Origin of the sequence: Planococcus plakortidis, assembly GCF_001687605.2 — a bacterium.
Classification (GTDB): domain Bacteria; phylum Bacillota; class Bacilli; order Bacillales_A; family Planococcaceae; genus Planococcus; species Planococcus plakortidis.
The window spans coordinates 2978375-2991097 of sequence record NZ_CP016539.2; the positions used below are offsets into that span (position 1 = coordinate 2978375).

At 51.5% G+C, this 12723-nt stretch carries 10 protein-coding genes; 1 reads left to right on the forward strand and 9 read right to left on the reverse strand.

Going from position 1 to position 12723, the window contains the following annotated elements; translation table 11 throughout:
- Positions 1 to 58: 58 nt before the first annotated feature.
- The 8 genes from BBI15_RS14855 to BBI15_RS14890 all read right to left on the reverse strand — a co-directional run bounded on the left by BBI15_RS14855 (position 59) and on the right by BBI15_RS14890 (position 9362).
- Positions 59 to 1504, reverse strand: a complete 1446-nt coding sequence (locus BBI15_RS14855; protein WP_068870733.1) for a M20/M25/M40 family metallo-hydrolase — start codon at positions 1502 to 1504, stop codon at positions 59 to 61.
- Between the two features lie 24 nt (positions 1505 to 1528).
- Complete coding sequence (locus tag BBI15_RS14860; RefSeq protein ID WP_068872621.1) at positions 1529 to 2866, reverse strand: M20/M25/M40 family metallo-hydrolase; 1338 nt, start codon at positions 2864 to 2866, stop codon at positions 1529 to 1531.
- A 312-nt stretch (positions 2867 to 3178) separates the two neighbouring features.
- Entirely contained in the window at positions 3179 to 3484 is a 306-nt protein-coding gene (locus BBI15_RS14865) for a hypothetical protein (RefSeq protein ID WP_068870734.1), read from the reverse strand.
- A 7-nt stretch (positions 3485 to 3491) separates the two neighbouring features.
- The gene (locus BBI15_RS14870; RefSeq protein WP_208599435.1) at positions 3492 to 5303 is read right to left on the reverse strand and encodes a M3 family oligoendopeptidase; all 1812 of its coding nucleotides are present in this window, start codon (positions 5301 to 5303) and stop codon (positions 3492 to 3494) included.
- A gap of 114 nt (positions 5304 to 5417) precedes the next feature.
- Complete coding sequence (locus tag BBI15_RS14875) at positions 5418 to 6239, reverse strand: PP2C family serine/threonine-protein phosphatase (protein WP_068870738.1); 822 nt, start codon at positions 6237 to 6239, stop codon at positions 5418 to 5420.
- Between the two features lie 127 nt (positions 6240 to 6366).
- A complete protein-coding gene (locus BBI15_RS14880) occupies positions 6367 to 7209 on the reverse strand; it encodes an ABC transporter permease (RefSeq protein ID WP_068870740.1) in 843 nt (280 codons plus the stop codon).
- Positions 7206 to 8201: an ATP-binding cassette domain-containing protein gene (locus BBI15_RS14885; protein WP_068870741.1), complete on the reverse strand. Its 996-nt coding sequence runs from the start codon at positions 8199 to 8201 to the stop codon at positions 7206 to 7208. Before BBI15_RS14885 ends, BBI15_RS14880 begins: the two co-directional genes overlap by 4 nt.
- 177 nt (positions 8202 to 8378) lie before the next feature.
- Positions 8379 to 9362, reverse strand: a complete 984-nt coding sequence (locus tag BBI15_RS14890; RefSeq protein ID WP_068870743.1) for a ketoacyl-ACP synthase III — start codon at positions 9360 to 9362, stop codon at positions 8379 to 8381.
- A 397-nt stretch (positions 9363 to 9759) separates the two neighbouring features.
- Between BBI15_RS14890 and BBI15_RS14895 the strand changes: the two genes are divergently transcribed.
- Positions 9760 to 11709, forward strand: a complete 1950-nt coding sequence (locus tag BBI15_RS14895; RefSeq protein WP_068870745.1) for an FUSC family protein — start codon at positions 9760 to 9762, stop codon at positions 11707 to 11709.
- A gap of 266 nt (positions 11710 to 11975) precedes the next feature.
- Here BBI15_RS14895 and BBI15_RS14900 read toward each other — a convergent pair whose 3' ends face one another.
- Positions 11976 to 12506: a 2'-5' RNA ligase family protein gene (locus BBI15_RS14900; RefSeq protein ID WP_068870747.1), complete on the reverse strand. Its 531-nt coding sequence runs from the start codon at positions 12504 to 12506 to the stop codon at positions 11976 to 11978.
- Positions 12507 to 12723: the final 217 nt, after the last annotated feature.

Genomic DNA, 12723 nt, shown 5'->3' on the forward strand with positions numbered 1-12723 from the left:
AAGCCGTCCCGAAATATTCCCAGAACGGCTCAGCAAATGTATGCGTTCATTATTAGAATTAATGCTTAACACCTGGCACATCTTTCCTTACGACATCGAACAGGCCGGCACCGATCACTTCAAGCGCCGATTGCATGCGCTCCTCGGAGACATTGTCTTCTATCGTATCTTGCGGCGTGTGATAGACTTTTTCGATGTGGTAAATGAGCGGATTCCAGCTGTCGATGCCCATCCAGATGAAGAGCGCAGCCGGGATGCCGGCATTATGGAACGGCACATGGTCGCTCGAGCCGAACTGGCCAGGGAGGATATCCGAGTTCCCGAGGCGCGCCCCTGCTGCGACGGTCGATTCCGTGACGATGTTGCTCGAGCCGTCGACGGTCATGGCATACAGATTTTCCGCTTTCTCGTAGCTGGTCGCCACCATGTCCGGATTGTAGACCGCTTCGATCTTGTCGCGTTCTGCCTGTGTCAGCTGATCGATATAATAACGTGCGCCGAGCAAGCCGCGCTCCTCCGAACCGAAAGCGATGAACTTCATGTCCTTATCGGTGTTATAGCTTTTGAAGACGCGCGCCAGTTCCAGCATCAGCCCGACGCCGGATGCGTTATCGTTCGCGCCCGGCGCGCCGACGACGCTATCCATATGCGCCGTCAACAGCACTTCCTTGGCGTCCGCTTGTTTGGATTTCGCTTTTTTCGTTGCGATGACGTTGACGGATTCGAGGTCTTCATAATGCGTCGCGGTCAAATTCAGGCTGACCGCACCATCCGCGAGCTGTTCTTTCAGCCATTCGCCTTGGATGTACGCCGCGCCGTAGACCGGGACATCATAGGATTTCGCCAGGTTCGGGTTGAATGTCGAGCCGTAGTTGCCGCGTCCGCCGACGACGCTTTGCAGGATGACGCCTGCAGCTCCCGCTTCGACTGCGTTATCGACTTGTGTCCGGTAAGCGGCGTTCGACGATTCGCGCGTCAACAGGACGATCTTGCCTTCGGTATCTGACGGGAAATCCGCTGCCGAGACGCCGCCCTCTACGTAGATGACCGGAGCCTCTACGGCCTGCTGGCTCACTTTGCCATTCGGCGCAGCGCCCATCTCCCACACGGTGCCGCCAGAAAATGCCGCTTCCCCGATATACTGGTCCGCAACCGGGAAGTATTGGTACTCAACGTCAAAACCGAGCCCCTGCAAGGTATTTGCGACATAATCCGCAGCTTCTTTCTCCCCTTCGAGTCCGCCCGGCCGGGAACCGATCTCTTCAGACAAATAGCGGATATGTTCGATCGCCTGTTCCGCATCGACGCGGTTGACGATTTTCTGGTCATGCGCGGCGCCCGAATTGCCGTTCGCCGCATAGGCGACGTTTGCCGCGCCGGAACCCGCCACCGGCAACGCCATCGGGGAGACGCTCAAGACGAGCGCGCCTGCTAGCGTATAGCTCAGAAATTTCTTTTTCAGCCCTGTCGTTTTCACTTCACCGGATAGATGGTCTTTTTTCATTCGACTGCCACTCCCTCACCTGGATTATTTTCGGATCAATTGGTAAACCGATGCGCCGACCAGATCGCCCGCTTCTTTCAGGCGTTCCGCGCTGATGAATTCGATCGTATCGAGCGGCGTATGGTAATACGGTTCAAGACTTGCTGTTCCTGGTTCCCGGCGGATGAAGTTCACCGCCGGAATGCCCGCTTCGTAGAACGACACATGGTCGGACGAGCCGCGCTGATACAAGATCAGTTCAGATGGCGTGCCGATCCGTTCGCCTGTCGCTTTTGCGGTTTCCGTCACGATGTTCGCCTGGCCGTCGAGCGTGTTCATGTAAATCGCCGTGGCATTGTCCCATGATGTGCCGACCATGTCCATATTGAAGTTGCCGGTGCTTCTCGCCACTTCACTTTCGGTCAGTTCGCTGACATAATGGCGCGAGCCGAGGAGGCCGATTTCTTCAGCGCCGACAAAGACAAAGCGCAGTTCTTCATCAATCGGATAGCTCTTCAAGACGCGCGCGATCTCGAGCGCGACCGCGGTGCCGGATGCGTTGTCGCTTGCACCGGCCGCAAACGGCACGCTGTCGTAATGCGCGCTGACGTGGACGATGCCGTCACCGCCGCCTTTTTTCGGCGTGCGCGTCGCGATGATGTTTTCGGATGTTGCGCCTTCAAACGCCTGAACCGTCAAGGTGACCGTTCCGTTCGCCGCCAGGACGTCCGCCTTCAACGCTTCGCCGCTCGCCTTGGTGATCCCTCCGACCGGGATATCCATTTCATTGCCTCCAAGCGATGGATTAAGTGGGCCCGCCTGGTCGACATTGTTATAGATCAAGACGCCGGCAGCTCCTGCTGCTTCGGCATTCTGTACTTTTTCCGCAAAGGTGAAGCCGCCGCGCTGGATCAAGGCGATTTTCCCCGCCGCCTCGGCATTGTAATCAGCCGGATAACCGAGCCCCGCATCATATAACTGCGCCGTCAGGCCTTCCTCGGCTGTCGCCGCGGAACCCGATGGAATGTTGATCAATACTTCATCTCCCGATTCGGTATGCAAATGCCCGATCACCAGATCCGGGATGCTGAATTCCTGCACTTCCACTTCATAGCCATAGGATTCGAGGCGCTGTTCCAGGAAGTCCGCGGTTTCTTTCTCGGCTTCCGTCCCGGCGACGCGCGGGCCGATTGTCTCGGTCAGGTGGTAGACATCTTCATACATCCGTTCCTCGTCGATGCGCGCAATCACTTTCTGGTCAAATGCCGCACCGCTTTTCCCTGGAGCTGCCTGCGCTGCCTGCTGTTCGAACAGCCCGGCCGGCGTTGCGTAGAAACTGGACGTGACGAGCAACGCCGATAGAAACGCTGTTTTCCACTTCATGTTTTTCAATTCATCTTCCTCCTTTTATGGGCATTAATTACAGCCATAACAGGTATTCCCCTTGACCCGAAATTTTCCCTTCCCGAAATATTGAAAACGGTTACAAAGTTATAGAATATTCAGTCTTTAGAATAGAAAGTACTATCCATTTTAAGGAAAAGAGAATAGGGGATAGGACTTAATTAATGCTCCGGCAACATCGGACTGGCGCGGACTATGTTTTTATCATGCACTCATGTCCACTTAGCCTGTCCATTAAAAAAAACTCCCCGCTAAGGAGAGTTTTTTGACTCGTATTATTTTCTTCCCACTTCATCCCCACCACATCGCCGTGACAAAAAAAGCCCATAACGAAGCGGCTGGTGCCACAGTGAATAAAACGATTGCATATAATTCCCGATGTGCATGGAAGCTTTCATGCTGTTTGGCCAACGTAAACAATAAAATCCCAGACACCATGTATAGAAATATCCCCGCCGCCGTCAGTCCCGTCAAATAATAGACAGGAGCAAGCGGCAGTGCGTACTCACTCAAAAAATAAGCCATGCCTTGTCCGAATATGCAAAAATAACTGGCCAGCAAAAAGCTCGTGAGCAAACTCCATTGAAGTGTTCTCATCTTCTCCTCACTCAATCCCCTGCCAGTACTTCTCAGTCAGCTCCAAATATTCTTCAATGGCCGAGCACAGCGATTTCTGCGCATCACGCCAAAACGCCACTTGCGTGATGTCCGCACCAAGGTATTGTTTGCCCAATTGCTCGATGGTCATCTTCCCGGAGTCGCGCAATAACGCATCGTAGCGTTCCGGGAATCCTTCCGGCTGCTGTTTGGCTTGTTCGTAGACGCCGTTGCTGAATAAATAGCCGATCGTGTACGGAATATTGTAGAACGCTTTTTCGGCATCATAGAAATGGCCGATGAACATCCATTTGTGAAGCGCCAGCTCCTCCACCAATCCGGCGTAGATGTCATTTTCCACCTCAGCGATCATCGTTTTGATCTGTTCTGCGGAAATCATGCCGTCTGCCCGTTGATCGTAAAATTTCCGTTCGAAGCGGAACATATTTGGGACGCTCACGACATATTTCAAGCCATCTCGGATCTTTATTTCAAGCATGGCGAGCCGTTCGTTTTGATCTGCCGTCTGCTCGATCACCGCATCGAGCACCAAATTCTCCATGAAAGTAGAGGCTGTTTCCGCGACACTCGTGCCTTTTTGCTGCGCAAGCGCAGGCTCGTCGTGAAGGATGAAATTGTGATAAGCATGGCCCAATTCATGTGCCAACGTGATCAAGTCCTGATAAGTATCACGATACGTCAGGAAAATCCGGCTTTCCTTGGCCAGTGGCATCGACGCGCAAAAGCCGCCTTCTGCTTTACCCGGCCGGTTCTCGGCTTCGATCCAGTCTTGGTCAAACGCGCGGTCCGCAAAATGGCCGAGCTTACCGCTGAACTGGTGGAATTGCTTGCTGATGGCATTTTTCGCCGCCCCAAAATCTACTTTGTCCGACAATGGAAACGCCGGTGACTCCAGATCGAACCAGCCGGCTGTCTCATAGCCCGCGACTTTCAATTTCCGTTCAATATACGCTCTGTATAAATCCTTATTGCCATCGATGGCCGTGAGCATCGCATCGATGGAGGCTTCCTCGATCCGGTTGTGCTCAAGCATTTCTTTCAGTTTATTGTCCCAGCCCCGCTGCTCGTAGATCGCCAGTCGCGATCCCGCCACACGGTTCAAAATAGCCGCCACCGCATCCTCGTGCACTTCACACGTTTTGGCCACCGCTTCAGCTGCGCACTTTCGGCTTTCGCGGTCTTTGCCGTTTACCGCTTCATTCAGTGCCTGGCCGATCGAGACTTCCTGAAGTTCACCTTCGATTTCAATCGGCACTCTCAATTTGGTCAAGACCAGTTCGTGCTGCTGTTCCCACCCCGACAGGCCATTGACGGACAGTGCACTGATCATGCGCTCCAGTTCAGCAGGCAACCGGTCTTTGACCATCTGTCTTCTTTTATTCAAATAAAAAGACGCTGCCTGCATGCGGTCAGTCGCGGTAAAGATTTGCCACTCTGCCTCGGTAAATTCAGCAAAGGCTTGATCCAGCTCGATTTGCAAAGACGTAAGTTTTGCTTTCAGCACGGCGCTGTCATCCATCAAAGCGATCGCTGACTGATCCGCCACATTTTCTGCATAAGCACAGATAGCGAAATCATCGAGCTGCTCCCAGCCGAGCAAGGCCGTCTGGAATTGATTGATGATTTCCCACAAGACCTTAATGTCACGTGCGTCCATCCCGCGGTAGTTTTGCAATTGCCCCGCCGCTTGCTCGATCGTGTTTTCCAAATCCATCATGAAGTTTTTTAGTTCCGCTGATTGGCTCTTTCCATCATATAAAGAAGTTAAATTCCATGTTTGCGCTGTTGTCTGTTCCACGAATAATCCCCTTTTTATCTGCGGCAGCATCCCACTGCCTTATTTGCGCATCTTTATAGTCATTCTTCTTTTTCCTGAAAATCCCTTTTGCAAAAGAATATAATAAAAGCAAAACTATTTCGGCTCATTTCCGGGGCGCGTGGATTCACTTTCGACTTCTACCCTCCACGATAAGATCGTGGTGCTGTCGCGGACATTCTTCTCTTTGAGTTCTTCCAATAAAACCGTCACGCCTTCAGCGTTTGACACTGCATCAAAACGTTTTGACACTTCCAGCGGATTTGAAAAATCGGTGTTCGGGCATTCCACCAGCCCATCGGTCGTCAGCAAAATATGGTTTATGCCTTTTCTTAATTCTTTGGCTCCTGTGCTAAAACACGGCACCGGCAAATCGAATGTATTCACTTTGCCGATCCATTCGTAAAAGCTGCGGTGGTTCTGCTGCAACTCCCCAAGCGCTTCGAGTTCAGGATGAAACAGATACAGTAAGCAGTCGCCGACCGACAGCCACCACAAAAACTTGCCTTTTCGGGCGGTGCATAAGACGGCGGTTTCGCCTTGCACTTCGCTGCACCTCGCTTTAAAGCGTTCGCTGTCAAACATGGCCAGGAGAATTTCAGATAGCTGGCTGAATGCTTGTTTAACCGGCAGCTTCAACGCGTCATTGATCGTAGTTTCCAAACGGCCAATTTCCGCAATGACGAGCTCTGCGCTTTCGGCCGTTTGATGGGCGTCCAGCAAGACGGTGAATTCCCAGTCTTCCACTGCGTTTGCCCATAACACACAGCCATCTTCATTTTTTGTTTGCCCTGTCGATGAATTACCGCCGAACCGCCCGACTGTGACAGGGCCGATTTGCACAATGTCCAGCTGGTCGACAAAATGCTTTTCGCTTCCGACCCAGTTAAAGCTTGTTTGATTCTTGCTGGTTTTCATATGTATATACCTCCTGTTACGTATTGAAGCGATTCATAATATTTGTCCAGTATACGTGAAGCAGCTCTTTGTCTGCATAAAAAAAAACGAAGAGCCTACTCATGCAGACCCTTCGTTTAACGACGCGCTATTCTTTTCTCCGGTACAGATACATCGTCAGCGGCGCAAAAATCACCACAAAAATCGCAGATACGACAACCACCCAGCCAATTTGCTCCCAAGTCCCATTGCCGTGCATTAACCCACGAACGGCTGTTGCGAGGATGGAAATCGGGTTGATGTTGACGAATCCTTGCAGCCAGGACGGCAAAGTCGACGGATCGACGAACACATTGCTGACGAAGGTAAGCGGGAACACCACCAAAAAACTGACCATCATCAAGGATTTTTCGGAACGCATGATAATGCCAGCAGCCGTCCAAATCCACGAGAAGCTGAACGAAAACAGCAGGATGACCAAGACCGCACCCACTACCCCCAGCGCGCCGCCTTCCGGGCGAAATCCGAGAATTAGCCCGAGGCCGATCATAATGGCCGACGCCAGTGAATAGCGGACGACGTCGACGAGCAATGCCCCGACCAAAGCAGACGGCAGCCAGATCGGCAAGGTCCGGAAGCGGTCGAATATGCCTTTTCGGATATCGTTGTTCAAGTCGATCCCGGTATACATCGTGATTTGCGAAACCGTCATGACCAAAATGCCGGGCAAGAGAAATTGCAGATATTCACCCGTCGACCCGGCGATCGCGCCGCCGAACAAATACGTAAACATCAAGAGAAAGATGATCGGAAACACCGTGACGTCAAACATTTGCTCCGGCACATGCTTGATGCGTAAAAGCGCGCGGTGGGCAAAGGCCATTGTCGAAGCCAAGGCATTCGGCGGTTCCGGCCGTCTGCTGCCCGCAATGGCGTTCGACGGATGCACTTCTTCATACGCCGTTTTGTCGTGTTCGATTTGCACGCTCATGAGTTTTCCTCCTCAATCGGTTGATCGCTGGCGGATTGTCCGGTCAATGTCAAAAACACTTCATCCAAACTCGGCCGCCCGAGCGAAAAATCACTGATGCCGATTTTTTCTTTGCCCAGTTCGCCAAGCGCTTCGGCAACGACCGAAGAATCTTTTGCCTGCGCGCTTAAGGTCACATTGTCTGTCGACACATGAACCGGGACGCTGAGCCTGCGTTCAAGGATGGCCGTTGCTTGCGCTTGGTCGGCTGCATCGAGCAATTGCACAGTCAATGTGCCGGTTCCGACCGATGCTTTCAATTCACTGCTCGTGCCTTCTGCAATGATTTTGCCTTGATTGATGACCGCAATACGGTCAGCCAGCTGGTCCGCTTCCTCCAAGTTCTGCGTCGTCAACAATACGGTGGTCCCCGCCTGAACGAGGGCGCGCACGATCTCCCATACTTGGTTGCGGCTGCGCGGGTCGAGGCCGGTCGTCGGCTCGTCGAGAAACAACAAATCCGGCGTCACGACGATGCTTGCAGCGATGTCGATGCGCCGCCTCATGCCGCCCGAATACTTTTTCACTTGCCGCTTCGCTGCCCCTTCCAATCCGAATGCCGACAGCAATTCCGCCGCGCGCTGCTTTGCTTCCTTGGCCGTGTAACCCATCAGCCTGGAGATCAGCACCAAGTTCTCAACCCCAGTCAAGTCTTCATCAATCGATGCGTACTGACCGGTCAAACTGATGCGGCTTTTGATGGCCGCACTTTCCGTCTTTAAATCGTGCCCGAAAATGGTCGCGCTGCCTGCATCCGGCTGGATCAATGTCGCGAGCATGCGGATTGTCGTCGTCTTCCCGGCTCCGTTCGGCCCTAGAAATCCATACACTGTCCCGCTTGGAATCGCTAAATCCACGCCGTCTACTGCCCGTTCTTTCCCGTATATTTTCACCAGTCCCGCCGCTTCTACAGCCAATCCGTTTGCCTGCCGCTCCACATTTGTTGTTTCCATGCTCCTCACCTTTTTCTTTGCAGGATACATTCACGTGTTTATGGCTTTCATTATAAACCCATTGGCGGAATATTCACTCTTTTTATTTCATTATAGAACAAATGTTCTTATTAATCCACTATTATTTTCGCCCAAAATAAAAACTCCCGCATTTAGCAGGAGTTTAAAATTTGCTTATTAAATGGACCATTTCACGAGCATGCCGGCATGGGTCAAGCCGCCGCCGAATCCGTACAGCAGCAATTGATCGCCCGCCTTGATGCGGCCGTCTTTCACGCCTTCGGCAAGCGACAGCGGAATCGAGCCGGCAGAGGTGTTGCCGTAATATTCGAGTGAATAGATAGTGTTTTCAAGCGCCAGCCCGCTTCTCGCACAGATCGATTCGATGATCCGCAAATTGGCGCTATGCGGCACGAACCAATCCACTTCATCCGGCAAGACGCCTGCTTTGTCCATCAAGGCATTGACGCCTTTTGGCACGGTATTGACCGCCCATTTATACACTTCACGGCCGTTCTGCCAGACGACGTTGCGCGCCGCCAACTCCTCTCCGAACATCTCGCCGGCCAAGTCTGTGCAATACAGGTTGTTCGCCAAAGCGCCGTTCGTTCCCATATGCGACTCGATAAAGCTCGGATTGTCAGCGTCGTGTTCGACCAGCACTGCCCCGCCGCCGTCGCCGAACAAGATGCAGGTCGAGCGGTCGGTGTAATCGAGGATCTTCGAGAACGTTTCCGCGCCGATGACCAGGATTTTCTGATGCAATCCGGAGGTGATCAAACCGTTCGCCATCTGCAAGCCGTAGGAAAATCCTGCGCAAGCCGCATTCAAATCAATCGCGCCCGCGTTCGGGATGTTCAGTTTCGCCTGGACCATTGCGGCCACACTCGGTGTTTTGAAATCCGGCGTCATCGTGCAGGCAATGATCAAATCGACATCGTCGAACGATTTTCCGTAGCGCTCCGCCAAATCCTGTACTGCACTGACACTTATATCACTCGTGAACTCGTATTCTCCCGCAATGCGGCGCTCCCGGATGCCGGTGCGCTGGAGAATCCACTCGTCATTTGTCTCAACCAATTGTTCCAGGTCCAAATTCGTCAGCCTCTTTTCGGGTACATACGATCCGATGGCTGTGATTCGTGCTGCTGATCTGCTCATTCATACACCCCTTTAGCTTACTCACCTCATTTTAGCACCTAACATTAGTATTAGGTACCAATAATTTAGATGAATGGGTAAATACTTTCAAATGCATAATATTTTTAGTAGGTTTCCGATTCATAAGTCATGTACTGTCTAGGAAATAAGAAGCCTAATACTACTGCAGCAACTTGTGGTGACTGTTTTCCCGGTATTCCCTCTGCTCTCAAATTGTTTGGGAAAAAAGTAAAAGCTTCAAAAAGATAAGAAAAGCGTTAAAAAATGAATAATAAATCTGATGATGAACAGAGCTGTTACAAAGAGTTTTCTTCAAGCGAACAGTTGGGACTCGCTCTTCAAAATCAATCTATGGAATAATGGGCATAAGAGAATTTAATTGTTAGGAGGCGCTGGAATGAAACGAAACCGAATCGCAAAAAGCGGTGAATTCCGCAAGCTCCTGAAGCAGGCTTTCGCCATCAATCAACGCCCGCTGCCCTGGGCTAAAGCGTTGGCTGCCGGCATCAGCTCCGGGCTTCCCGTATTGATCGGCGTCCTGTTGGGACAGTTGCAATACGGGCTGATCGCAGGGCTCGGAGGTTTGGCATTTCTTTATATGTTCAATGAACCGTACGCGCTGCGCTCGAAGAAAATCTTTTTCGCTGCGCTGGGCTTGGCATTTTCAGCGGGTCTTGGCGTCCTGTTGTCCCAACAGCCCTTGCTCGCCACAGCCGCAGTCGGCATCATCGGGGCATTGGCTGTGTTCATTTTCGGTGCCTATCAGTTCACAGGGCCGACCGCGATCTTTTTCGTTCTGGTATTTTTAATTAACAACAATATGACAGACAATCCGGCGCTGTTCTTACTTCATGGCTTCCTCGTGTTCCTGGGCGGCATGCTGTCCTGGCTGATGGCGATGTGGGCTTATCCGTTCAATCCCCATGCGCCAGAAACGAAAGCAGTGAAACGGGCTTATGCGGCGCTCACCGCTCTAGCTGAATCGGCCGGGTCCGCTGAGTTCTACGAAGTACGCCAGCATGCCTGGTCCGCCTTGAAATCCGCTGAAACGGCGATTGGCAATGCAAATGCCAAATGGACACGATCGAACCGGCTTGTGCAATTGACCTTATTGCATGCGCAGGCAACATCGGTTTATGCCGAAATCATCAAGCGCGGCGACCGCTATTCAACCGTGTCAAAAGAAACCGCTGAGAATTTGCGGCTCATCGCTTCATCAGTCGAAGCGTCCGGCAAAAAATCCTTTGCTGCCGCACCTCGCCTGCAGACAGAAACGGGAGACGCCTTAACCGAAAGCACACGAAAAGCTTATGACATCCTTACCGGCCAGCGCGATAAACGGACGCGTGATAGTGAACTGAAAGCGGAACCGTTCAAGGCCGTCTTTGCCAATGCGTTCAATAAACATTCCATGGTATTTTTTGCGGCCATCCGCTTTGGCGTCGTCTTGGCGTTTGCGGCATTCATCGCCCACTTCCTGCCGATCGACCCGTCCTATTGGGTGCCCTTGTCGGCTGCTGCGGTCATGTCCGGCGCTACGATCCTCTCGACCTTCAACCGCTCGCTCCAGCGGTCGGCTGGCACCATTGTCGGCATCGTAGTGGCCGCTGTCATTTTGTCCTTCCAACCGGATGGGCTGTTCATTGCGTTGATGGTTTTCGCGTTGACGGCGCTCACGGAGCTGGCGATTGTCCTAAACTATGCCGTTGCGGCATTCTTCATCACGCCGAATGCATTGATGATCGCGGAAAGCACATCGCAGATCGGAGACCTTTCCTATTTCGCTTCCGCGCGCATTGTCGATGTGCTCATCGGTTCCGCAATCGGGCTGATCGGGGTCTTGCTGATCGGCAGGCGGCGTGCGTCAACGCTGCTTCCTCCGCTCATGTCCAAAACTTTGCGAAGCCAGCAGCGCTTCATGAGCCTGCTGTTTTCACCGTATAGCCCGGACATCGACGCACAACCAATTGAACAAAAGAAAATGCGTACGAACCTAAGTAATTTGAAACTGGTGCTCGATACCGCTCATGGCGAATTGCCGCAGCGGCCGGAAAATCTCGCTTTCTTGCAACAAGTGTTTTTCGCATCTGAACAGCTCGCCTTCCTGCTCGAAAATGCAGCGCAAAAAGAACGGCTCGCTTTATCTCCGGCTCAGCTCGGGCAGCTCCATTTATTTTTCGAGATGATGGCGAATGCATTGGAAGGCAATTGGCCATTTGCAGAGCACGTGATTCCCGAGATCCCGGGCTTTCCGGAAATCGAACAGGAACTTGCTGCCTTGCAGGAAACGGTTCGAATGAGCACGCGCAAGACCGAATTGCACAAAAAAGACGAAGCCTTTGAGTAGGCTTCGTCTTTTTTGTGCATTTGAACTTTAAGCAACTGATTGAGATGGTTAAGCTTTTTCAATCAAATATATAAGGACTTTCTGTCTTTTTTGCAGTAGGAGTTTTCATTATTACATATCATTTAACTTCTTAATTGCCGTGTACCAGCCTGATTTAAATCCGAGACGCCGGTCAATGGGCAAATAATGAAGCCTCGGTACTTTTCAATTGCCGCAACATAAGATTTAAACACATCGGCTTCATTCGCCTATCATCAGCTTAACTTTTATGTACTCAACGGAATGTCCACGTATTTCCGATAAACGCCAGTGCCGTTTTCCTGATAGACCCGAATAAAATTGACCTCAAATCGGCAAGTGCCCAGTTCTTCACTAGCCAGCTGCGACATCTCTTTTAGCTGTTGTACTGACAATCCGTAACTCGTTTTTGCCAGAGTCAGATGTGGAATGAATTGATCCAGTTCAAAATACTGCGCAATCATTTCATCAGATGGTTTAATTGCCTCAACAAGCCGTTCGTGCAGTTTCTTAAGCTCTGACGACTCGACCTGTAAATACAGAACATCTTCCCCGAAAAACGCAGTATTGCCAATGGCCACTTCGAACGGTTCTATTTTCCGGCAGGCTTGTCGCACATCTTCAAGCCAGCTCTCATCAGGTGTTAAGCCCCCTTGCGCTTTTAAGGTAATATGTGGTTCCACTATCTCATCAATCCAGTTATCCGGCCACTGCTTCCTGAATTGGCTCAGTGTGCTTCTATAATTGTCAGGTGGCACAATACCAATGAAATACTTCATTTTCTCGCCTCCCTCCCTTTCTGCTTCGATTTCAATTGAACATGGTTAGTTTCATTATTCACTTAAAGAATTGTTAACCAAATATTCTCTCGTTTTCCCTGCCGAAACTTTCTTTCCTCACCCCTTTTCAGTTGCTATACTGAAAAAACTTTGCCGTAGACACACACGATTTCGGGGTGGTATCCTACTCAAGTACTTGCAGGACGGGGGAATTTAC

Bases quoted from the DNA above. Each gene is read 5' to 3' on its own strand.
- BBI15_RS14865 (WP_068870734.1), bottom strand. From the start codon at position 3,484: ATGAGAACACTTCAATGGAGTTTGCTCACGAGCTTTTTGCTGGCCAGT.
- BBI15_RS14855 (WP_068870733.1), bottom strand. From the start codon at position 1,504: ATGAAAAAAGACCATCTATCCGGTGAAGTGAAAACGACAGGGCTGAAA.
- BBI15_RS14895 (WP_068870745.1), top strand. From the start codon at position 9,760: ATGAAACGAAACCGAATCGCAAAAAGCGGTGAATTCCGCAAGCTCCTG.
- BBI15_RS14880 (WP_068870740.1), bottom strand. From the start codon at position 7,209: ATGAGCGTGCAAATCGAACACGACAAAACGGCGTATGAAGAAGTGCAT.
- BBI15_RS14875 (WP_068870738.1), bottom strand. From the start codon at position 6,239: ATGAAAACCAGCAAGAATCAAACAAGCTTTAACTGGGTCGGAAGCGAA.
- BBI15_RS14860 (WP_068872621.1), bottom strand. From the start codon at position 2,866: ATGAAGTGGAAAACAGCGTTTCTATCGGCGTTGCTCGTCACGTCCAGT.
- BBI15_RS14890 (WP_068870743.1), bottom strand. From the start codon at position 9,362: ATGAGCAGATCAGCAGCACGAATCACAGCCATCGGATCGTATGTACCC.
- BBI15_RS14900 (WP_068870747.1), bottom strand. From the start codon at position 12,506: ATGAAGTATTTCATTGGTATTGTGCCACCTGACAATTATAGAAGCACA.
- BBI15_RS14885 (WP_068870741.1), bottom strand. From the start codon at position 8,201: ATGGAAACAACAAATGTGGAGCGGCAGGCAAACGGATTGGCTGTAGAA.